Source organism: Streptomyces sp. NPDC054783 (assembly GCF_053611725.1).
Window position 1 is genome coordinate 300,835 of sequence record NZ_JBSHAY010000007.1, and the last position, 21,775, is coordinate 322,609.

Consider the following 21,775-nt stretch of genomic DNA (forward strand, 5'->3'; position numbering starts at 1 on the left):
TGACGGATGGCGCAGGCACGGCCGTCGATGCAGGAGCTGATCGGGCGGCGCAGACGAGCGGGTTTCGTCGGCCGCGGCGACGAACGGGCGGCATTCCGGACCAACTTGGAGCTACCGCCCGAGGACGAACGGCACCGCTTCCTCTTCCACGTCCACGGCAACGCGGGCGTCGGAAAGACCTTCCTGATCCGGGAGTTGGAACAGATCGCGCGGGAGCGCGGGGCGCTGACGGCGTACGTGGACGAGAGCGTGGGCAGCGTGCCGGAGGCCATGGCGGCGGTGTGCGACCAGCTCGGCCGGCAGGGCCACCGGTGCAAGGAGCTGGAGCGGCTGCTGGCCGCCTACCGGGAGCGGCGGCACGAGGCCGAGGCGGCCGCCCTCGCCCTCGACCCGGAGGCGGCGCCGCACCCGTCGGCCGGTTCGCTGGCCGTGGCGCGGGCCGGCCTCGTCGGGCTCGGCATGGTGCCGGGCGTCGGGCCGTTCGCCGGTGCGCTGGACGCGGCACAACTCGCCCAGAGCGCCGACCGGTTGCGGGCAGGGCTGAGCGCGCGGCTGCGCAACCAGGAGGACGTGCGCCTGGTGCTGTCGCCGGAGCGGGTCCTGACCCCGGCGCTGCTGGGCGAGCTCGCGGCCTCCGCCACCGCCGCCCCGTGGATCGTGCTGCTCTTCGACACCTACGAGCGCACCGGCGCGTTCCTGGACGGCTGGCTGCACGAGATCATGACGACGGACCGGTACGGCACCCTGCCGGCCAACGTCGTCCTGGTGACCGCGGGGCAGCTCCCGCTCGCCCCGGCCCGCTGGGCCGGATTCGCGGACTTCGTGGCGGACGTACGGCTCGGCCCGTTCACGGAAACGGAGGCGCGCGGACTCCTCGCGGACAAGGGCGTCCGGGACGAACCGGTCGTCGCCGAGGTGCTGCGGCTGACCGGGGGCCTGCCGGTGCTCGTCTCCACCCTGGCCGAGACGCGCCCCGCCGACCCGCGGGACGTGGGCGATCCCAGCGGAACGGCCGTGGAACGGTTCCTGAAGTGGGAGCAGGATCCGGTGCGCCGGGCCGCCGCACTGGCCTGCGCGCTGCCCCGCACGCTGGACGCGGATGTGTTCCGGGCCGTGGTCGAGTGCCCGGAGGAGGAGTTCGACGGGCTGTACGCCTGGCTGCAGGGCATGCCGTTCGTCAGCGGGCGCGGGGACCGGATGCGGTACCACGACCTCGTGCGGGCGCCGATGCTGCGGCTCCAGCGCCGGCAGTCGCCGCGGGGCTGGGCCGAGCGGCACCGGCGGCTCGCGGGGACCTTCGCACGGTGGCGCACGGAGACCGAATCGGCCCTGGAACCGGGGGAGTTCTGGAAGGAGGAGGACTGGCGGGAGCTGCGCCTCGCCGAGTCCTACCACTCGCTCTGCGCGGATCCCCGCGCCGCGCTGCCCGCCGTGCTGGCGGACGTCGTCACCGTCTGCGACCACGGGGACGACGTCCTGTGGCGCTGGGTGCGGCTGCTGGTGGAGGCAGGCGAAGACACGGGTGCCACGGGCGCGCGGAGCCCGGCGAGCTGGGGAAGCGGGCTGGCGGAGGCGTTCGCGGCGGACGCGGCGGCCGGGGTGGCCGGTCTGCTGCTGGACCGGGCTCGGGGTGAGGAGCCGTGGCGGGCGACGGCATGCGCGGTGCGGGGCGACGCCCTGGCGCGCGGCGGTGACCAGCAGGCCGCGCTGGACGAGTACGACCGGGCCCTCGCCCTCGACCCCTCCCTGGTGCGGGCCCTGCGGGGCAAGGCCCTGGCGCGCAGCTCGCTCGCCGACTACCGGGGGGCCCTCGAGGACCTGCGCCGGGTGCTGGAGCTGGAGCCGGACAATCCGTACAACATGTTCCTGCACGGTGAGCACCTGCGGATCCTGGGCCGGTACGAGGAAGCGGTGGCCGACCTCGACCAAGGGATCCGGCTCGACCCCGGCCAGGCCTTCGCCTGGGCCTCCCGGGGCGCCGCCCGCCTGGCCCTCGGCGAGCTGGACGACGCGCACGCCGATCTGGACCGGGCGCTCGAACTCAACCCCGACTACGCGTGGGCGCTCGCCCGCCGGGGCCGTCTCTGGCGCGCCCGCCGGGACCGCACCCGGCAGCTCGCCGACCTCGACCGGGCCCTCGCCCTCCAGCCGGACTGGGCCTGGGGCCGCTGCGAGCGCGGTGACGCGCTGCGGGGGGCCGGCCGGGACGAGGAGGCCCTCGTCGACTACGACCGGGCGCTCGCCCTGGACCCCGACTACGCGTCGGCGTACGCGAGCCGCGGCGCCTCCCAGGCGAACCTGGGCCGCCTCCAGGAGGCCGTGGCCGACCTCGACCGCGCCCTCGGGCTCAACCCCGTCTATGTCTGGGCGCTGGAACGCCGGGCTGAGGTGCACCGCCGCCTCGGCGAGGACGCCCTGGCCGAGGCGGACGAGGCGCACGCCGCCCGCCTCTGCGCCCCGACACCCCCGCCACCGCGCCACCACCCGTCCTCCGTCAACTGACCTGCTCCCCGGTCACCACCGGCCGCACCTTCGTCAGCAGCAGGTCCAGGAAGCGGTCGGGGTGGCGGAAGGACGCGAAATGGCTCGCCTCCCGGATCAGGGCGAAGTCCTTTACGGGAGCGGTGACTTCGTCGTAGAAGCGGCGGGCCGGCCCGGGTGGGGTGAGGACGTCGCTCTCGCCCTGGAAGACGAAGAAGGGCAGGCGGAAGGCCGTGCCCTCGGCGTACTCGTCGATCGTCGTCGCCTGCGGGCCGAGCGGCTCGGAGAAGGTCTGGGCCTTCAGGAAGGTGCGCAGGTCGCGCAGGGTGTGGAGCGGGGAGAACCAGAGGGAGCGGATCACGACCGTCTTCATGGTGTCGTAGGTGAGGGGGTCGGTGGTGACGACCGTCTTCGCGTACTCGGCCCACTCGTGGGACGACCAGGCCGAGCGGTCCGGGCCGATGGCCGTCATCTGCGCCAGCTGCTTCTTCCTGCCCGCCTTCGCCAGCCGGGCCAGCAGCGCCTCGTAGCCGGAGTGGTCCCGGCCGCCTTCGACGATGTTCTGGTCGGTGCCGACGTAGGCCGAGTACCGCTCGGGGTGGTTGCGGGCCAGGCGGAGGCCGGTGACCGTGCCGAAGCTGTTGGCGAGGAGGAGGACCTTGTCCACGTTCAGGCGGGCGCGGACGTGGTCGGTGACCTCGAGGGCGTCCGCGTAGAGGCGGTCGAGGGTCAGCTCGCCCTGGCCTTCCGGGCCGCCCGCCGTGAAGGTCCGGCCGGCGCCCCGCATGTCCCAGCGGACGATCGTGAAGTGCCGCTCCCAGGCGCGGGTGCGCGGGGTGAAGATCAGGTTGGAGGAGCCGGGGCCGCCGTGGACCTCCAGGAGCACGGGGTTGGTCCGGTCCTCGCCGCGGACGGAGATCCACTGGTCGATGCCGCCGATGCGGACGTACGAGGACTCGTCGATGCCGTTCGGGGTGGTGATCGCGAGCTTCCTGGCGAGGGCGCGGCGCTTGAGGGCGCGGTAGGTGAGCAGCATGGTGTTCCCCCTAAACTGTTTATGCCGTCAGCTGTTGTGTTTACGGTATATACAGTTGAGGGGCGGAGTCAACGGGCTTCGCCGGAGCCGAGTGGGAGGGCCTCGTGGCCGGACGGAACGCCAGAAGCGGCAAGGAGCAGCAGGACAAGCCGCGCGACCCGCAGGCGGTGCTCGCGCTGCTGTGGGGCGAGCAGGAACAGCCCACCCGCGGGCCCAAGCCGACGCTGTCCCCGCAGCGCATCGCCGCGGCCGCCGTGGAACTGGCCGACGCCCAGGGGCTGGACGCGGTCTCGATGAGCAAGGTCGCCGCCGGGTTCGGCGTCTCGGCCATGGCGCTGTACCGCTATGTGCCCGGCAAGGCGGAACTGGTCGAGCTGATGATCGAGTCGATGCTCGCCGAGGTCCCCGACCTCTCCGCCGCCGAGGGCGACTGGCGAGCCGCGACACGGCTGTGGGCCCGCCGCTGCCTGGATCTGTACCGGGCCCATCCCTGGGTGCTCGCCGCCACCGCGATGCGCCGCCAGGTCATGGGTCCGCACCAGCTCCGCTGGCTGGACGCGGCGCACGCCGCCCTGGAGCCCACCGGCCTGCCGGCGGCCCAGCGGCACCAGGTCTTCGTCCTGGTCGTCGGCCTGGCGCGCAGCCTCGCCCAGCAGACGGCCGACTTCGACGCGGACCAGGACCGGGAGTGGAACCGGCTCACCGCCGAGGTGCTCCAGCGCCACGCGGACCGGTTCCCGGCCCTGACCCGGGCCATCGCCGAAGGCGCCTTCGAACCGGACGGCACCGACCCGCTCGACTTCGGGCTCGACCGGATCCTCGACGGGGTCGAAGCACTCGTCGCCGGGCGTCCGTAGCTGAGCGGGAATGACCACTGGGGGGCGATTTGCCCCCGTGAACGGACCGTTCCGCGTCGATTACAGTGCTGAACGTCGTACGGGCGGACGGTGCCGTGGGGAGGTCTGGATGAGTGCGACATCCGGCGCCGTCTGGGGCCGAGCCGAGCAGCAGGACTACCGCAGCAGGGTGCGCGGCACCCTGCTGGGGGCCGCCGTGGGCGACGCGCTCGGCGGGCCCGCCGACCCGCTGTCCCTGGAGGAGATCAGGGCCGCGTACGGCCCCGAGGGGCTGCTCGACCTGGCCTTCGGGCACGGGCGGCGCGGCACGGTCACCCATCACACCCAGCTCACCCTGTTCAGCACGGACGGGCTGATAAGGGCCCAGGTGCGCCGCGACACCGGCGCCTGGCATCCGCCGACCGATCTGCACCGGGCCTACCGGCGCTGGGCGGCCACCCAGCGGGACTGGGGACCCGACGAGCGCCGCAAGGACGACGGCTGGCTCGCCCGTGAGGAGTGGCTGTACGCCCGCCGGGAGCCGACCCGGGCCCTGCTCGTCGGGTTCGGCGACGACACCATGGGCACGCTGGAGTCACCGAAGAACCCCGGCGAGCTGGGGCCCGAGGCGGTGACCCGGTCCGCGCCCTTCGGTCTGCTGGTCGGCTGGGAGCCGCAGCTCGTCGCCCAGCTGGCGGTGGAGTGCGCCGCCCAGAGCCACGGGCACCCTCTCGCCTACCTGTCGGCGGGCGCGTACGCCGTGATCGTGCATGCGCTGGCCCGGGGCGAGAGCCTGGACGGCGCCGTGCAGCGCGCCCTCGCCCTGCTCGCCGCCCGGCCCGGCCACCAGCCCGTCTCGGACGCCCTGCAGCATGCCCTCGGGGCGGTGCGGCAGGGAATCCCGAGCCCGACCCGCGTGGAGGAACTGGCCGGCGACGGTACGGCGGACGGGCTGCTGGCGGCGTCGGTGTACTGCGCCCTGGTGGGGGAGGACGTCCGGCACGGACTGTGCCTCGCGGTGAACCAGAGCGGGCCCTCGGCCGCGGCGGGCGCGCTCACCGGCGGCCTCCTGGGCGCCCTCCACGGCGAAACGGCCCTCCCCCCGGCCTGGGTGGCCGAGCTGGAGGGCCGCCCGACGGTTCTGGAACTCGCCGACGACTTCGCGATGGAGATGACCCAGGGCCCGGCGCTTCATGGTCCGGCGGGGTCGTCGCCGGGATGGCTGGTGAGGTACCCGAGGGCCTGAGCCGCAGCACCCCGAAGCGGCTCTACGGCGCTCCCACCACGTCGTCCCCGGCACCCGCGGGGACCGGTACCGCCGCGACCGCGTCCCCGTCGGTGTTGACCTTCTCGATGACGGCCAGACGCTCGGGGGTGTCCTCCGGCTTCAGGTAGCCGATGGCGACGTACAGGACCAGGGACACCGCCAGCGGGATCGAGACCTGGTACTGGAGCGGGACCCCGCCGGAGACGTTCCAGTTGATGGGGTAGTTCACCAGCCAGAACGCCAGCAGACCCGCCGCCCAGCTGGTGAGCGCCGCCGTCGGTCCGGAGCGGCGGAACGGGCGGAGCAGGCCCAGCATCATCGGGATCGCGATCGGGCCCATCAGACCGGCGACCCACTTGATGACGACCGTGATGATGTCCTTGAACGTGGGGGAGTCGACCTGCGTCGCCACCGCCATGGACAGACCGAGGAAGGCGAGGGTCGTCACCCGGGCCGCGATCAGGCCGGAGCGCTCGCCCCAGGCCCGGGCCCGGGAGGACAGCACCGGCGCCACGTCACGTGTGAACACCGCCGAGATCGCGTTGGCGTCGGAGGAGCACATGGCCATCGTGTGGGAGAAGAATCCGACGACGACCAGGCCCAACAGCCCGTGCGGCAGCAGCTGTTCGGTCATCAGGCCGTAGGAGTCGGAACCGTCCGGCTTCTGGGCGTGGACCAGGAGGGGGGACATCCACATGGGGAAGAAGAGGACGACCGGCCAGACCAGCCACAGGATCGCCGACAGGCGGGCGCCGCGCTCGGCCGCGTGGGCGCTGCCCGTCGCCATGTACCGCTGCGCCTGGTTGAGCATGCCGCCGTTGTACTCGAAGAGCTTGATGAACAGGAACGCCAGCAGGAACACCGTGCCGTAGGGGCCGACCAGCGGCTTGCCGTGGCCGTGCAGCGCCGGCTGGTTCCAGGCGTCGAAGAAGCCGATGTGCTTGTCGTTCAGCTTCAGTACGACGGCGATGAACATCGAGACTCCGGCGAGCAACTGGATGACGAACTGCCCGAGTTCGGTCAGCGCGTCCGCCCACAGGCCGCCGATCGTGCAGTACACGGCCGTGATCGCACCGGTGATGAGGATGCCCTGGTTCAGGGTGACCCCGGTGAACACCGACAAGAGGGTGGCGATCGCCGCCCACTTGGCGCCCACGTCCACGATCTTCAGCAGCATGCCGGACCAGGCGAGCGCCTGCTGGGTGGACAGGTTGTAACGGTTCTTCAGGTACTCCAGCGGGGAGGCCACCTGGAGCCGGGAGCGCAGTCGGTTGATACGGGGCGCGAACAGCTTCGAACCGATGGCGATGCCGAGCGCGATGGGGAAGGACCAGGTGACGAAGGAGGTGACGCCGTAGGTGTAGGCGATGCCCGCGTACCCGGTGAACATGACCGCGCTGTAGCCCGACATGTGGTGCGAGATGCCGGAGAGCCACCAGGGCATCTTGCCGCCGGCCGTGAAGAAGTCGGAGACGTTGTCCACGCGCTTGTGCGACCAGACGCCGATCGCGACCATCACACCGAAGTAGCCGATGAGCACGGCCCAGTCGAGACTGTTCATGTGCCCGATCGTGGGTGCCGCCACGTGAACACGACAAGCGAGCGTTGGGTCAAGAGACAGCAAAGATGTTCGTTGTGGTGACCTTCGTTCACCTATCTGAACATTCTCCGGGCTGTGTCCGGTCCCGGAGGCCGCACGCCGGCTGACACCCCGCTGACAGATAATGCCGTTCTCGCCGACCGGCCTTTACATCGCTCCGTGGGCGGCGTTAGCTATTGCTGGAGCGCGGGGTTCGAAAGGAAATAACGAGAACTCGCGAGCCGTCATTCTTCACGAATGCCGCGCCGGTGTGCGGGATCATGGTCCATTCTGGATTCAGGGTCCGGTGCACCGGCGCGGCATTCGCTGTGCCGTCCGCTGTGTCGTCTGTGGATCGAAATGCCGAACCGGAGTGCAAAGCTGGTGGCAAGAATCGGTCACGGGCTGGACGGGGTGTGATCTGTCCGGGACGGCCCCTGTGCGGGGTGCACGGCCTTCCTGCCGGTCTCGACGCCCCGGTGATGTGCGCTCGACCCCGGCTGAAACAGAATGAGAGCCGGATGTCAGCGAGTCGTCATAGTGCGGTCAGGATTGAGCCGATAAGGTGAGGGGCGCAGAGCGGAATTGACGCTCCAGACGGAGGGGAATCCCAAATTCCGTCTTCGCCCGGACCATGCACTCAAGATCGTTCGCGCCGGCCGTCAAAGAAGACACAGGCAGCGGACGGACAACTTATCGCCAGTGCTCGTATCAGACAACGGGGGTTCTGAGCGTGCTCTATTTCAAGATTCTAGGGCCACTGGAGATCAAAGTCGCGGACCGGAGGTTACAGGTCCGCGGCACGCTCCAGCGGAAACTGCTGCGTACGCTTCTGATCAAGTCGGGTGAGCTGGTCCCCAGCGAGGCCCTGATCAACGAGCTGTGGGGTGAGGAGCACCCGGACCGGGTGGAGAACGCCCTCCAGGCCCACATCAGCCGGATCAGGCGAAGGCTCTCGTCGCTGGAACCCGACCGCTCCACGTCCCGGCTGCTCACCCATACCTCCGGCTACCAGCTGCTGGTCTCGGAGGACGAGGTCGACGCGCTGTGGTTCCAGCACAGGCTGGACCACGTGCGCGGTCGGCTGGACGGCGATCTGCGCTCGGCCATCCGGGACTTGCGGGCCATGCTCGAGGCCTGGCGCACCCCGGTACTGCCGGCGGGCGAGGGCGGCGCGATCTGCAAGGCCGCGGTGTCCCAGTACGAGGAGTCCCGCCTGCTGGCACTCGAGACGCTCTTCGACGCGGAACTGCGCACCGGCAACCACACGGGCATCGTGGGTGAGTTGCGCACCATCCTCGCCAGGGACCGCTTCCACGAGCGGTTCTGGCAGCAGCTGATGACGGCGCTCTACCGCTGTGGCCGGCAGTCCGAGGCGCTCGCCGCCTACCAGCAGTTGCGCCGCCGGCTGAACGACGAACTCGGTCTGGAGCCCTCGCCGGCCACCAGCGCCTTCGAGCAGGCGATCCTCTCGCACAACCCACTGCTGAGCCTGTCCTCCGGTGCCGAGATCGCCCTGGCGGCGGCCGGTGTCCAACGGCAGGTCGTCATCGGCATGTGAGGGGCCGGACAAGGTCGAATCGAACTGCGAACGAGGCGGCATGCTCATGGAAGGCGCCAACACCATGCTCAACCTGCTGGGCGTCATGGAACTGCGAGGCCCCGACGGAACACATCTCGTCCAAAGCGCGGCGCAGACGACACTCCTGATTCCCCTCCTGGTCAACCGGCGCTCCTTCGTCTCCCCTTCGGTGCTCGCGGGGGAACTGTGGGGCGACAGCCGCCCCGGGAGGTCCGAGAACGCCTTGCAGGCCCACATCAGCAGGCTCCGCAAGTGCTTCAGACGGGTCGAACCCACCCGCTCCGAGGGGCGGCTCAAGTCGGGGCCCAACGGGTACCAGCTCGTGGTCCGCGACGACGAGGTGGACGGCGAGCGGTTCGTCCGCGCTGTCCAGGACGCGCAGAAGTCCTCGGGCATCCGCCACCCCGCCGACACCAGTTCGCGTATGCGCCGGGCCCTGGACATGTGGCGCGGACCGGTCTTCGGCGGGATCACCGGCGGGGCCCTGTGCCAGACCGAGGCCGCCCGCTACCAGGACACACGGCTGCGGGCCTACGAGATCCTCTTCGACAGCGAACTCGCGCTGGGCCGCCACGCGCTGATCATCGGCGAGCTCAGCGCGCTGGTGGACGGCATGCCCCTGCCCCGGGAGCGGCTGTGCGCCCAGCTGATGGTGGCCCTCTACCGCTGCGGCCGGCAGGTCGAGGCGCTGGGCGTCTACCAGCGGGTGCGCGAGCGCATGGCGGAGAGCGCCGGCTGCCTGCCGTCGATCGGTCTGCGCAGGTGCGAGCGGGCGATACTGGAGCACGATCCCGCCCTGGAAACCGCCACGTCCGGGTTCGTGGAGATCAGCTGACCCGTCGCGGCGACGCCGGCCCCGGGCATCCCCGGGGCCGCGCGGTCCGCGGCCAATCATGCCAACTGCCGTGCGGCCGCCCGGAAGACGTCCGCGGTGTGCTCGTCGGCCGGATGGAAGGTCTCCAGCGACAGCTCCGCCACGGTGATGTCCGTGGACGCGCCGAAGGTGGTCACCGTGCTGAACAGGCGCAGCTCCGTGCCGAGAGCGCGCACATGCAGCAGGGTGACCACCTCGTCGGTGAGCTCCGGCTCCGCGTCCATTCCCGGATAGCCGGACACCTCCTCGTACAGCCGGCGCAGGGACGGCCGGCCGGAGTGGATGACCTGGCGGTGCAGCCGGCCCAGCATGTGCTGGCGGAAGTGGGCGGAGTTCACCATCATCTTCGACAGGCCCTCCGGGTGCAGGGTCAGCCGCATCAGGTTGACCGGGGGCTCCCGCAGGTGGTCCGGCAGCTCGCGGGCGAGCAGCCGGGCCCCGCCGTTCATCGTGACGATGTTCTCGTCGGCGTCCAGGGCGAGCGCGGGAAACGGCTCGTGCGCGCCGAAGAGCCGGTCGACCATGGCCCGGACCGCCGACATCCGGGCCGCGTCGAAGGCGGACTCCTGGAACACGGGCGCGTAACCGGCCGCCACCAGGAGGGTGTTGCGATTGCGCTGGGGGATCTCGAGATGGTCGGCCAGCTGCAGCAGCATACGGCGGCTCGGCTGGGCCCGGCCGGTCTCCACGAAGCTGACGTGCCGCGCGGAGATCCCCGCCCGCTGGGCGAGGTCGAGCTGGCTCAGGCGGCGGCGCTGCCGCCACTCACGGATGAGCGGCCCGACTCCGGCCGGTTGCTCGACTGTGGTCACGCACTTCATGCTAGGAGGGTGGGCTGGTTTCTCAAAGCCGGTTCAAATGCCCGCCGGGCCAAGGGATTTCACCGCGGCCCCGGTGCCCCCGGTGGTCATGACGCCGCCACCGCACGCCTGATGTGCCGCACCAGGTCGGAGGTGACGCCGATGGTGTTGTCGATGTCGTTCATGTAGAAGTGGTCGCCGTTGAACTCGGAGTTGCCGAGGTAGCTGCTGGTGCGGTCCACCCAGGAGGCCATCGCGCCGCGTTCCATGAGCTGGTCCTGGTTGCCGCTGTAGCTGACGACGGGGCAGCCGATCGCGGCGCCGTCGTCGAGGTAGCTCGCCACCACGGCCAGGTCGGCCCGCATCGCCGGAATGATCATCTCCAGCGCCTTGGGATCGTCCATGATCTCGGTCGGCACCGAACCCAGCGCCCGGATCCATCCCTTCAGCTCCTCGATGGGCATGTACGCCTGCTCCAGCGTCGGGGTCTTGAAGTCCTTGGGGGCCCACCCCGAGACCCCGACGAGCACGGGTCCGGGCCCGCCGCTCTTCTCCAGCGCGACCGCCAGCCGGTAGGCGAGCTGCGCGCCCATGCAGTGCCCGAAGAACGCGTACGGACGGTCGTCCAGCTCCTGGGTGATCGCCTCCTGGAGCGCCTCCACCAGCGGCTCCATCTCGGTGAACGTCTCCTCCGAGGCCCTGTCCTGGCGGCCGGGAAGCTGGACGCAGTGGTGGGCGATGTCGGCGGGCAGCAGGTCGGGCCACTCCTTGTAGATCGACGCTCCGCTGCCCGCGTGCGGGAACAGGAAGAGGCGCAGGGCCGCGTCCGGGCCGGCCTCGCCGGGCTGGAACCACAGGCTCGACGGGGAGGTGATGCGGTTGGTCATCGCAGGTTTCCTCACTGGAGGGGCTGGTCGGCATGGACAGGTCCGGCCGGCCGCGTGGCGCGCAGCACCGGCAGGACCTCCTCGGCGATCTGCCGGAGGTGGGGACGCGAGTCGAGGGAGCCGATACGGAGCACCAGGTGGCGGGCGCCGGCCGCGACGTACTCGGCCAGCCAGGCGGCGCACTCCTCCGGAGTGCCCCAGCCGTACGCCTGGACCGTGTTCATCAGGGCGAGCGGCCGGCCGTAGTAGCCCTGCACGTAGGTGTCGAGGGCCGCCTCGGCGCGGCGGCGGTCGGCCTGCACGTTCAGCGTGGCGTACAGAGCGGGCGTGATGGCGTGCGGCGCCCGGCCGTGTTGCCCGGCGAGCTCGGTGATCCGCTCCCAGGCGGTGCGGTACGCCTTGGGGTCGGGCAGGAAGGGCAGCCAGCCGTCGTAGCGGCGCGCCACGCGCGAGAGGACCCGCGGCGTGTCGCTGCTCGCCAGCCACAGCGGCGGGCCGCCGGGGGCAGCGGGCTTCGGCAGCCGGTCGAGGCCGTCGGTGCGCCAGTAGCGCCCGGTGAACTCGGCCGCACCGGGCTCGCCGTCGGTACGCCAGGCCTGCCGCCACAGCCGTACGGTCTCGTCCAGCCGGCCGACCCGACTCTCGAAGGGCACCCCGACGGCGGCGAACTCGGCCGCCGACTCCGGGACCGGGAAACCCGCCCCGAGCCCCAGGGTCAGCCGTCCCCCCGAGGCGTGGTCGAGACCGGCCGCCATGTTGGCCCCGATCAGCGGGTGGCGCAGGGTCGCCGTGAGCGCGGCGGTGCCGAGCCCGACGCGGCTGGTGACCGCGCTCACCGCGGCGAGCACCACCAGCGGGTCGAGGCGCGGCCGGGCGGTGAGCGAGTCACCCGCCCACAGCGAGTCGAAGCCCAGCTCCTCCGCCTCGCGGGCGAAGTCGAGCAGCGGCGCGACGGAGTAGTCGCCGGTGACGGCCATCTCCCTGGTGGGCAGGAGAACGCCGATGCGCAGCGGTGTCGGGGGCGGGTCGTTGGGCGGCATCCAGGGCTCCCTTGTGATCGTCTGGGTCGTCCGCGGGGCGGATTCCGGGGCCGGCCGGGTCAGTTCGCCGGCTGCCCGTCGCCGTGCTGCTCGCGCAGGATCCGGCGCAGCACCTTTCCGGAGGGGTTGCGGGGCAGGGCGTCCACGAAGACGTAACTGGTCGGGATCTTGTAGTCGGCGATCCGTCCCCGCAGGTGCAGCATCAGCTCCCGCGGCGTGGCCCGGGCGCCCGGGGCGAGCACCACGCAGGCCCGGACCGCTTCGCCCCACTGCGGGTCGGGGACGCCGATCACGGAGCTCTCGGACACCGCCGGGTGCTGGTCGAGGGCGTTCTCCACCTCGGCGGGGTAGATGTTCTGCCCGGCCGAGATGATGGTGTCGTTGATGCGGTCGCGCAGGTAGAGATAGCCCCGCTCGTCCAGGTAGCCCAGATCGCCCATCAGGAGCCAGCCGTCGACCAGCGTGCGCTCGGTCGCCTCCGGCAGCCCCCAGTACCCGAGCATGCGGGCCCCGGTCCTGATCCACACCTGGCCGGTCTCCCCGGCCGGCAGCGGCCGGCCCTGCCGGTCACAGATCCGCAGCTCGCTGCCCGGGCAGGCCCGGCCGGCGCTGCGCAGCACCGGGCTGCCGAGACAGTGGTCGGACGGCGGCAGCATGGTGGCCACGCTGCCGCTCTCGGTGCTGGCGTAGACCTGCGCGAACTGACAGTCCATCACCTTGATGCACTCGTCGAGCAGTGCCTCGGGCATCGGCGCGGCACCGTACGCCACCTTCCGCAGCGACCGGAACGACGCGTCGAGCCCCCGTGCCTCGGTGAGCATCAGATGCAGCATCGCGGGTGCCGCGAAGGTGATGGTGACGCCGTGCCGTTCGACCAGGCGCACCGCCTCCTCGGCGACGAACATCCGCATGACGACGTTCGGGATCCCGGCGATGAAGCTGTGCATGAACCACGCCATGCCCGCGACGTACGAACCGGGGAAGGAGACCAGGCTGACGTCGTCGGGCAGCCAGTCGAACCAGTCCGCGCCCTCGCGCTCCATGGCCTCGACGAACGAGTAGAAGCTGCGGTGGGCGAGGACGACGCCCTTCGGCAGGCCGGTGGTGCCGCTGGTGTACACCTGCAGAACCGGGTCGTCGGTGCCCGTACCCGGATCGGGATCGCTCTGCGCGGCCCCGGCCCGCCAGGCGGTGAAGCCCGTGGTGCCGTCCGCATCCGTCTCACCGGCCGTACCCGTCCCACCGGCGTCGTCCAGGTGGACGAGGGTGGTCAGCCCGGGCAGGGACCGGGCGACCCGCCGGGCCACCGGCAGGAACTCCTCTTCGACGAAGGCCAGCCGGGCGCCGGAGTCGCGCAGGATGTGGTCGACCTCCACCGCGGACAGCCGCCAGTTGACCGGCACCAGCACGGTGCCGCTCTTGGCGCAGGCGATCGCGATCTCGAAGTACAGGGCGCTGTCCTTGCCGAAGTAGGCGACCCGGTCGCCCCTGGACAGCCCGGCGCGCAGCAGTGCGTGCGCCGTCCGGTTGCTGCCCAGGTGCAGCTCGCCGAAGCTGGTGTGCCGGTCCTCGTGGATGACGGCGGTCCGCTCGGGACGGGTGGCGGCGTGCCGGGCCGCGGCCGCGTGCAGGGTCTTGGGGTCGCCGGGCGCGGCGGGGGCACCGGTGGGCCGTGCGGGGGGACCGGCGGGCTCGGGCGGCATGTCGTTCATCGGGAACCTCCGGGGAAACCCCCTCCTTCAGGAGGGAGAGGAAGCCAAGGGATCACTCCGGTCCGGGGGCGGGCCGCGGTGCGGCCCGCCGTGCGGACGGTCATGCCGGGGCCGGGACGAGCCGGGTGTCGAGGAACTCGGCGAGCTGCTCGGCGCTGGGGTGGTCGAAGACGACCGAGGCCGGCAGCGGCGTCCGGAAGGCGGCCTCCAGGGCGTTGCGCAGTTCCATGGCGACCAGCGAGTCCAGACCCAGCTGGGTGAACTCCACATCGGAGTCGACGGAGTCCGCGTCCTCGATGTACAGCACGGCCGCGACCTTGGCCCGGACGAACTCGTCGATCGCGGTGAGCCGCTCCTCGCGCGGCCGGGAGCGCAGCGAGTCGACGTCGAGGGTGCGCACCGCCCCTTCGCGCGGCACGTACAGGTCGTCGTACAGGGCGTTCGGGATCGGCTTGGACGGCACGAAGCGGTCCCAGTCGCATTCGCCGGCACCGATCTGCACCACCGGGCGGCCCAGCAGCGAGGCCAGCGCCCGCATGCCCTTGGCCGGGGAGAAGAAGCGGATGCCCTGGTCCAGCCAGGCGTTGACGATCTGTTCGCTGAGCCGGGCCGACATGCCGACCGTCGCCCACGGGCCCCAGTTGACGCTCAGCGCCGGCAGGCCGTGCGCCGCGCGCCAGTGCATCAGATGGTCCATGAAGGAGTTGGCGGCGGCGTAGTTCGACTGGGTCGCCCCGCCGAGCACCGCCGCGGCGGACGAGTAGCAGACGAAGAAGTCCAGCTCGGGGAAGAGTTTCGCCGTCTCGTGCAGCAGCCAGGTGCCGTACACCTTCGGCTGGAACACCGTGTCGAAGGTCTCCCAGGTCTGGGCGGAGACCGCGCCGTCGGCCAGCACGCCCGCGGAGTGGAAGATGCCGCCGAGCGGGTACGGCGAGGCCAGCAGCTCACGGGTGAGCCGGGCCATGTCCCGCGGGTCGCAGATGTCGGCCTTGACGTCGGTCACCTCGGCGAGGCCGTCCAGTTCCGCCCTGAGGTGGGCGACATCGGCCGCCGGGGCGCCCCGCCTGCTCACCAGTGCCAGGTGCCGGGCCCCGAGGTCGATCAGCTTGCGCGCGGTGACCAGGCCGATCGCGCCGAGACCGCCGGTGATCAGATAGGTGCGGTCGGGCCGGACCGTGGCGGCCGGCTCCGTCGCGGGCACCTCGGTGGGGGCCAGCCGCCGGACGTGGCGCGTGTCGCCCCGGTACGCCACCTGGAACTCGTCCCGGTTGGTGCCGCGCACCTCGTCCAGCAGGCGCGCCGGGCCGGTGCCGTCGCCGGGCAGGTCCACCATGGTCGCCCGGAGCGTGGGCGACTCGTTGAGCAGGACGTGGCCGAAGCCCCACAGGGATGCCGCCGCCAGGTGTTCGCCGGTGCCGGCCGTGTCCGAGGGAAGCCACTGCGCCCGCTCGGTCACCAGGTAGAGCCGCTGGTCCCGGCCGAAGCCCGCGCTCTCCAGGGCGGACACGAGCTGAAGCAGTTCGCGGTAGTTGGTCTCGCTCTCGGCGCTCAGCGCCGCGGCCGTGGTGTCGCCGGCGTCGGCCGCCGGGCCCGGACGCCAGAACCAGCACAGGTCGGTCGGGCGCCAGTCACGCATGAGTTCCACGGCGTGCTCGACGCTGTCGGCGAAGGTCAGATGGGTGCCTTCCGGCAGGCCCGCCCCGGCGGGGAAGGCGCCCGGGTCCTTGTGCACGACCAGCACGTGCCGCTCCTGCGCGGTCTCCTCCGCGGCCGGCACCGACGGCTGTTCCACCCACTGCAACTGGTGGAACCAGTGCCGGCGTGCCAGGGCCGGGTCGGCGCAGGGCGCGAAACGCACGCCCAGCGCCTCGAACACCGGCACCTCGTCCTCCAGGCCCAGCAGATCGGCGGCCGGCCCGTCCTGGGCGTCCTCGGCCGGGCGCAGCAGCACCCGCAGCCGCCCCGAGCGGGGCTTCTTGAGGAACCGGAAGGTGTCCATGCCGGTCACGAGCAGGCCGGGGCCCTCCTCGGCCAGTGCCGGCAGCAGCCGCACCGCGCTCTCCAGGGCCGGTGGCGGCAGGAACTCCGGGGCGCCCGTGGGCAGCCCCTCGAGCTCGCCGACGACGAGCCCGGCATCGTACCGGGAGGCGTGCGCCAGCCGGCGGAACGCCGGACCGTGCTCGGTACCCGTCGCGGACAGCCCGCTGTACAGCTCGTCGGCGGGGCGTTCCTCCGTCGGGGCGCCCGCCGCTCGGGCCAGTGCGGTCAGGTCCGCCGCGACGGCGTCCAGCGCCTCGTCGGCGTCCGGGTCGGCCGGTGGTGCCACGGTGGCGGTGGCATGGCGGACCTCGCCGTCATCGCCGAGGCTGACCAGCTCCAGGGTCGCACCGCCGTCCGGTGACAGGACGGCACGGACGCGCACCTCGGCCGTCTCCTCCTCCGTGAGCAGCAGCGGCTCCTCGAAGGTCAGCCGCCGCATCGGGCGCCGGGCCTCGCCGAAGAGGACGTCCTGCAGGGCCAGGAAGGACTCCACATGGGCCGCGACCGGCACGGTGGTCCTGCCGCCGACGACGTGGTCGGCCAGGTAGGCGGGGGATTCCGTGGTCAGCTGCAGTGCGAACTCCCGGGTGCCCGCACCGGTCTGCTCGGCCGTGGTCACCTCCTGGCCCAGCAGCGGATGCTGGAAGCCGCCCACCGCGCGGGCCCCGCGATGGCGGTTGCGCTCGTTCGGCATCCAGTAGCGCTTGCGGTCGAACACGTAGTTCGGCAGCGCCACTTTGCGGGCCGGCTGTCCCTCGTGGAAGGCGGACCACGACAGCGGAAGGCCCTCGGCGTACATCTGGGCCACCGCGCGCAGGATCGTGGTGCTGCCGCGGTCGGAGGCGGAGAGGCTGCGCAGCCAGCTGTGGTTCTGCACGGCCACGCTCTGTTTGGCCAGCGAGGTGAGGGCGGAGGACGGGCCGATCTCCAGGAACACGTGCTCACCGCGGTGCTCCAGGGCGGTCATACCGGACTCGAACAGCACCGGTTCGCCGATGTGCCGCGTCCAGTACTCGGCGTTCGACACCACTCCCGGCTTGGCCGGTTCTCCGGTGACGTTGGAGATCAGCGTGATCCGCGGTTCCCGGAAGCGGATGTGGGAGATGGCCTCGCCGAACCGCGCGGTCACCTCCTGCATCAGCGGCGAGTGGAAGGCGTGGGAGACCGTCAGCTGCTTGACGTCGACCCCGCGCGCCCGCAGCAGCTCGGTCAGCTCGGCCAGGGACGCCACCCCGCCGGACACCACGCACTGCTTGGGCGAGTTGACGGCGCCGATCGCGAGGTCGGGGTAACTCTCCACCAGCGGCTCGACCACCGAGACCGGGGCGGTGACGGCGGCCATGCCGCCGGGCACGGTCACCGACTGCATCAACTGGGCCCGCACCGCGACGAGTTCGACGGCCTCTTCGAGCGTGAAGACCTCCGCGACGGTCGCGGCGGTCACCTCGCCGATGCTGTGGCCGATCAGCGAGCCCGGCCGTACCCCCCAGGACATCCACAGCTTGGCCAGCGCGTACTCGAGGGTGAACAGGGCCGGCTGGGTGTACAGGGTGCGGTGAATGTCCTCGGCCTGCTGGTCGGTGCCCAGGATCATCGCCTTGACCGAGCGGCCGAGCAGCGGCTGGAACAGCCGGTCGCAGGTGTCGATGTGCTCGCGGAACACGGGGAACCGGTCGTAGAGGGGCGCGCCCATGCCCGGGTACTGCGCTCCCTGCCCGCTGAAGAGGAAGGACACCTTGCGGTTGCGGCGGGACCGTCCGCGGGCGCCGCCGCGGTCCTGCGCCAGGAACTTGTCCAGCTGGTCGCGGAGTTGGTCGTGGTCGGCGACCACGGCCGACATCCGTACCGGGAAATGGGCGCGCCCGACGTTGCCGGTGTGGCACAGGTCGCGCAGCGCGATGCCTGGGTGCTCGTCGAGGTAGGCGCGGTAGCGCTCGACCTGACGGCGCAGGGACTTCTTGGTGCGTGCCGAGACGGTGAAGACGTGCGCCTCCTCCCGCTCCTGCCCGGTGCTGTCCTCGCCGGCGGGGGCGGGCTCGCGCAGCAGCGGCGGGGCCTCCTCCAGGACGGTGGCCGCGATGGTGCCCGCGAAGCCGAAGCTGTTGACGACCGCGCGGCGGGTCCCGGCCTTCCAGGTCCGTACCTCGGTGGGCACGGTGACCGGGTAGACGTCCCACGGGATGCGGGCCGAGGGGGTGCTGAGGTTGAGGTGCGGGTAGACGACCCCCTCGCGCATCTGCAGCACGGTCTTGATCACGCCGACGATCCCGGACGCCGGCTCCATGTGGCCCAGGTTGGTCTTCACCGAGCCGACCATCAGCGGCTCGTCCCTGGAGTGGGAGTCGGCGAACACGTCGTTGATCGCGCCCATCTCGATGGGGTCGCCGAGCGGGGTGCCCGTTCCGTGGGCCTCCACGTACTGGATGTCGGCCGGTTTCAGCCGCGCGTTGGCGAGCGCGGAGCGGATCACGGCCTCCTGGGCGATCCCGTTGGGCACGGTCAGTCCGGCGCTGTCGCCGTCCTGGCCGACCGCCGAGCCGCGGACGAGGGCGAGGACGGTGTCGCCGTCGCGTTTGGCGGCGGACAGGCGCTTGAGCACCAGGACACCGCAGCCCTCGGCGCGGACATAGCCGTCGGCCGCCTCGTCGAAGGTCTTGCACCGACCGTCCGGGGCGAGCATGTTCGCGTGGCTGAACGTCACGAAGACGCGCGGGTGGTGGATGGCGTTGACCCCGCCGCACAGCGCGATCTCGCACTCGCCGCGCCGCAGGCCCTCGACCGCGAGGTGCAGCGCGGTCAGGGCCGACGCGCAGGCCGTGTCCACGCTCATGCACGGGCCGTGCAGGCCGAGGAAGTACGACAGCCGGCCGGACAGCGGGAAGGCGGTGGTGCCGGAGGCGAGATGGCCGTCCAGGTCCTCGTAGGCGAGGTCGGTCATCTCCAGGGCGTAGTCGACGGAGCTGGCGCCGACGTACACCCCGCCGTTGCCGCCGCGCAGCGAGGTGGGGTTGATGTTGGCGTTCTCCAGGGCCTCCCACGCCGTTTCCAGCAGCAGCCGCTGCTGCGGGTCGACGTACTGGGCCTCTTTCGGGGAGATGTTGAAGAACTGGGCGTCGAACCGGTCGATCTGGTCGAGGAACCCGCCGCCGGCCGTGCGTATCCGGCCGCGTTCGACCTCCTCGTCGGCGGTGAACGCGGGCACGTCCCAGCGGTCCTCGGGGACGGGCCCGGTGCCGGACCGGCCGGCGCGCAGGAAGTCCGCGAACCCGTCCAGGTCGGTGTTGCCCCCGGGGAACCTGAGGCCGACGCCGACGACGGCGATCGGTTCGTGCTTCTCCAGCAGCAGCTCGCGGATCGTGCCGCGCTGCCGCTCGATGGTCTGCAGAGCCGAACTGAGCCGGTCGTCGCCCGTCTCGCTCGGCCGGGCGCCCTCGGGGCCGGGGCTCGCTGTCATCACGCTGCTTCCTTTCGCTCCCGGGGCGGGAGTCCTTCGGTCACGGCCGGTACAGCTCGTCGAGCAGATCGGTCCACAGCTCCTCGTCGGGGGCGGCCTCGGCCGCGGGGCCGCCGGCCGGGCCCTCGAAGACGTCCGCGAGGGCGTCCTGCACGAGGTGGTTCATCAGCTTCTCGACGGTGGGGCTGTTGAACAGCAGGTTCGCGCTGATCACGCACTCCAGCAGCTTCTCCAGACGCTGCCTGATCTCGGTGAGCCGCAGGGAGGTGACCCCGATGTCGAAGAAGTTGTCCCGCAGCGGCAGTTCGTCGGCGTCCGTCATGAGCAGGGCGGCCTTGAACTCGCCCACGACGACGGCCTCCAGCGCTTCCCGGCGTTCGGAGAGCGGCAGCGCCCGCAACTGTCCGGTGATCGACATGCTCTCAGTCATCGCACCCCGTTTCGCTCGTACGTCAAAGACGCAATGCCGGAGGTATTCAGTACGGGCAGATTCAAGCAAGCCGGGCTGACCAGATCCTGACGCGTGCCTGATACGCCGGCCGCCGCGGCGCGGATTCGGCCGGCATTACCCGTGACGTAATTGACCCGTCGAGCCGGCCGGTGGGACCTTCCTCAGGTGAATATCCAACCGGTCGTCGCGGAACCAGCGGACGGGATTACCGAGGAGGGGGAAAATGGCCACCGAAGCCACCACAGCGCAATCGGCGGACGCTGACCGAACAGGACCGGGCTCGGCCACGCTGCTGGTGGTCGTGCTGCCGGTCTTCATGGTCTCTCTGGACTTCTTCATCGTGAACGTGGCGGTGCCCTCGATCACGAAGGACCTGCACGCGAGCTCGGCGGCGATCCAGTTCCTGGTGGCGGGCTACGGCCTCGCCTACGCGGCGATGCTGATCACCGGCGGCCGCCTCGGCGACATCGCCGGCCGCCGCCGGATGTACATGATCGGGCTCGTCCTGTTCACGGCGGCCTCGCTGCTGTGCGGCGTCGCGCCCGACTCGGGCAGCCTGGTCGTCGGCCGCATCCTGCAGGGTCTCGCCGCGGCCATGATGTCCCCGCAGGCGTTGGCCCTGGTCAACATCCTGTTCACCGGCGCGGCACGGGCGAAGGCGTTCGCCTTCTACGGGCTCGCGGTGGGTCTCGGCGGCGTCCTCGGCCAGCTGGTCGGAGGCGTGCTCATCCAGGCCGACATCTTCGGACTCGACTGGCGGTCCTGCTTCCTGATCAACCTGCCGTTCGGCATCGTGGCGCTGATCGCGCTGCCCCGGCTGGTGGCGGAGTCGAAGTCGCCGGGACAGACCCGGCTGGATCTGCCCGGTTCGGTGCTGCTCGCGATGGCACTGACCGCCGTGGTCCTGCCCCTGGTGGAGGGCCGCGAGCAGCACTGGCCGCTGTGGTCGTGGATCCTGCTCGCCCTGGCGGCGCCGCTGCTCGCGGTGTTCGCGCTCTACCAGCACCAGGTGCAACGGCGCGGCGGTTCACCCCTGATCAGCCTCGGCCTGTTCCGGGAGCGGTCCTTCACCGTCGGCATCCTCGCCGAGCTGGTCTACTTCTCGTCCTCGGCTTCCTTCTTCCTGATCCTGGCCATCTATCTGCAACAGGGCTGCGGCCTGGACGCGCTTCAGGCGGGTCTGCTGGCGCTGCCGATCGGCCTCGGCTTCCTGGTCAGCTCGATCTACGCCTCGAAGCTGGCCGCCAAGCTCGGCCGCCAGGTGCTGGCCATCGGTGCCGCCGTCCAGATCGTCGGCCTGCTGGCGCTGCACCTGCTCGTCTCGCACGTGGGCGTCACCGGTGAACTCGCCGAACTGGCACCCGCCCTGCTGGTGTACGGCGTCGGGTCCGGCCTCGTGATGGCGCCGCTGGTGTCGGTGGTGCTCTCCCGGGTCTCCCCCCAGCACGCGGGCGCCGGCTCCGGAGCCCTGTCCACCGCCCTGCAGGTGGGCAACGCGCTCGGCGTCGCCGTCATCGGCATCATCTTCTACGGCAAGCTCGACCACGCCTCACCGACCGCGGGACTGGGCGTGTTCGCCACCGCGTTCAACTCCGCGCTGGTCTATCTCACCCTGTTCAGCGCGGCCGTCGTCGTCCTGGTGCAGTTCCTGCCGGGCAACCGCGCCAAGACGGCCGGCTGACCGGCCGTCACCCTCCCCGCGCGGCCCGACAAGAGGCGGCCGGCACCCGAGCGGG

14 protein-coding genes are annotated in these 21,775 nt (G+C 71.5%); 6 read left to right on the forward strand and 8 right to left on the reverse strand.

The features are described from left to right. Positions 1-6 precede the first annotated feature (6 nt). Positions 7-2,502 (forward strand): tetratricopeptide repeat protein, encoded by a 2,496-nt coding sequence (locus ACWGJ5_RS16155; RefSeq protein WP_453310346.1) that lies wholly within the window; start codon positions 7-9, stop codon positions 2,500-2,502. On the opposite strand, the gene ACWGJ5_RS16160 is transcribed toward ACWGJ5_RS16155, so the two are convergent. After that, positions 2,495-3,517 carry an alpha/beta fold hydrolase gene (locus tag ACWGJ5_RS16160; RefSeq protein ID WP_453310347.1) on the reverse strand — a complete coding sequence of 341 codons (1,023 nt, stop codon included), beginning with the start codon at positions 3,515-3,517 and terminating at the stop codon, positions 2,495-2,497. The two genes, ACWGJ5_RS16155 and ACWGJ5_RS16160, sit on opposite strands and share 8 nt — an antisense overlap. A 104-nt stretch (positions 3,518-3,621) precedes the next feature. On the opposite strand from ACWGJ5_RS16160, the gene ACWGJ5_RS16165 reads away from it, so the two are divergent. Together ACWGJ5_RS16165 and ACWGJ5_RS16170 are read left to right on the forward strand one after the other, a co-directional pair. After that, complete coding sequence (locus ACWGJ5_RS16165) at positions 3,622-4,374, forward strand: TetR/AcrR family transcriptional regulator (RefSeq protein WP_453310348.1); 753 nt, start codon at positions 3,622-3,624, stop codon at positions 4,372-4,374. Positions 4,375-4,483: 109 nt separating this feature from the next. Further along, positions 4,484-5,599 carry an ADP-ribosylglycohydrolase family protein gene (locus ACWGJ5_RS16170; RefSeq protein ID WP_453310349.1) on the forward strand — a complete coding sequence of 372 codons (1,116 nt, stop codon included), beginning with the start codon at positions 4,484-4,486 and terminating at the stop codon, positions 5,597-5,599. A gap of 22 nt (positions 5,600-5,621) precedes the next feature. Here ACWGJ5_RS16170 and ACWGJ5_RS16175 read toward each other — a convergent pair whose 3' ends face one another. Further along, the gene (locus ACWGJ5_RS16175) at positions 5,622-7,181 is read right to left on the reverse strand and encodes a sodium:solute symporter family protein (RefSeq protein ID WP_453310350.1); all 1,560 of its coding nucleotides are present in this window, start codon (positions 7,179-7,181) and stop codon (positions 5,622-5,624) included. Positions 7,182-7,932: 751 nt separating this feature from the next. Here ACWGJ5_RS16175 and ACWGJ5_RS16180 point away from each other — a divergent pair. Continuing rightward, a complete protein-coding gene (locus ACWGJ5_RS16180) occupies positions 7,933-8,760 on the forward strand; it encodes an AfsR/SARP family transcriptional regulator (protein ID WP_453310351.1) in 828 nt (275 codons plus the stop codon). A 40-nt stretch (positions 8,761-8,800) separates the two neighbouring features. Continuing rightward, entirely contained in the window at positions 8,801-9,616 is an 816-nt protein-coding gene (locus tag ACWGJ5_RS16185) for an AfsR/SARP family transcriptional regulator (protein WP_453310352.1), read from the forward strand. 56 nt (positions 9,617-9,672) lie between these two features. Here the strand turns inward: ACWGJ5_RS16185 and ACWGJ5_RS16190 are convergent, their stop codons facing one another. The 6 genes from ACWGJ5_RS16190 to ACWGJ5_RS16215 all read right to left on the reverse strand — a co-directional run bounded on the left by ACWGJ5_RS16190 (position 9,673) and on the right by ACWGJ5_RS16215 (position 20,018). Continuing rightward, entirely contained in the window at positions 9,673-10,467 is a 795-nt protein-coding gene (locus ACWGJ5_RS16190; protein WP_453310353.1) for a helix-turn-helix domain-containing protein, read from the reverse strand. Between the two features lie 95 nt (positions 10,468-10,562). Beyond that, positions 10,563-11,342: a thioesterase II family protein gene (locus ACWGJ5_RS16195; RefSeq protein ID WP_453310354.1), complete on the reverse strand. Its 780-nt coding sequence runs from the start codon at positions 11,340-11,342 to the stop codon at positions 10,563-10,565. Between the two features lie 11 nt (positions 11,343-11,353). Then, entirely contained in the window at positions 11,354-12,382 is a 1,029-nt protein-coding gene (locus ACWGJ5_RS16200; RefSeq protein WP_453310355.1) for an LLM class flavin-dependent oxidoreductase, read from the reverse strand. A gap of 59 nt (positions 12,383-12,441) precedes the next feature. Further along, positions 12,442-14,094, reverse strand: a complete 1,653-nt coding sequence (locus tag ACWGJ5_RS16205) for a long-chain-fatty-acid--CoA ligase (RefSeq protein WP_453310356.1) — start codon at positions 14,092-14,094, stop codon at positions 12,442-12,444. Between the two features lie 100 nt (positions 14,095-14,194). Further along, complete coding sequence (locus tag ACWGJ5_RS16210) at positions 14,195-19,588, reverse strand: type I polyketide synthase (RefSeq protein ID WP_453310357.1); 5,394 nt, start codon at positions 19,586-19,588, stop codon at positions 14,195-14,197. A gap of 40 nt (positions 19,589-19,628) precedes the next feature. Further along, positions 19,629-20,018: an acyl carrier protein gene (locus ACWGJ5_RS16215; protein ID WP_453310358.1), complete on the reverse strand. Its 390-nt coding sequence runs from the start codon at positions 20,016-20,018 to the stop codon at positions 19,629-19,631. 244 nt (positions 20,019-20,262) lie between these two features. Between ACWGJ5_RS16215 and ACWGJ5_RS16220 the strand changes: the two genes are divergently transcribed. Next, on the forward strand, positions 20,263-21,720 hold the full coding sequence (locus tag ACWGJ5_RS16220; protein ID WP_453310359.1) for an MFS transporter: 1,458 nt from the start codon (positions 20,263-20,265) through the stop codon (positions 21,718-21,720). Positions 21,721-21,775 lie beyond the last annotated feature (55 nt).

Excerpts from the sequence above, each read along its gene's own strand:
- ACWGJ5_RS16205 (WP_453310356.1), bottom strand. The coding sequence starts at position 14,094 with ATGAACGACATGCCGCCCGAGCCCGCCGGTCCCCCCGCACGGCCCACC.
- ACWGJ5_RS16210 (WP_453310357.1), bottom strand. The coding sequence starts at position 19,588 with ATGACAGCGAGCCCCGGCCCCGAGGGCGCCCGGCCGAGCGAGACGGGC.
- ACWGJ5_RS16215 (WP_453310358.1), bottom strand. The coding sequence starts at position 20,018 with ATGACTGAGAGCATGTCGATCACCGGACAGTTGCGGGCGCTGCCGCTC.
- ACWGJ5_RS16220 (WP_453310359.1), top strand. The coding sequence starts at position 20,263 with ATGGCCACCGAAGCCACCACAGCGCAATCGGCGGACGCTGACCGAACA.
- ACWGJ5_RS16195 (WP_453310354.1), bottom strand. The coding sequence starts at position 11,342 with ATGACCAACCGCATCACCTCCCCGTCGAGCCTGTGGTTCCAGCCCGGC.
- ACWGJ5_RS16200 (WP_453310355.1), bottom strand. The coding sequence starts at position 12,382 with ATGCCGCCCAACGACCCGCCCCCGACACCGCTGCGCATCGGCGTTCTC.
- ACWGJ5_RS16185 (WP_453310352.1), top strand. The coding sequence starts at position 8,801 with ATGCTCATGGAAGGCGCCAACACCATGCTCAACCTGCTGGGCGTCATG.
- ACWGJ5_RS16175 (WP_453310350.1), bottom strand. The coding sequence starts at position 7,181 with ATGAACAGTCTCGACTGGGCCGTGCTCATCGGCTACTTCGGTGTGATG.
- ACWGJ5_RS16160 (WP_453310347.1), bottom strand. The coding sequence starts at position 3,517 with ATGCTGCTCACCTACCGCGCCCTCAAGCGCCGCGCCCTCGCCAGGAAG.
- ACWGJ5_RS16170 (WP_453310349.1), top strand. The coding sequence starts at position 4,484 with ATGAGTGCGACATCCGGCGCCGTCTGGGGCCGAGCCGAGCAGCAGGAC.
- ACWGJ5_RS16155 (WP_453310346.1), top strand. The coding sequence starts at position 7 with ATGGCGCAGGCACGGCCGTCGATGCAGGAGCTGATCGGGCGGCGCAGA.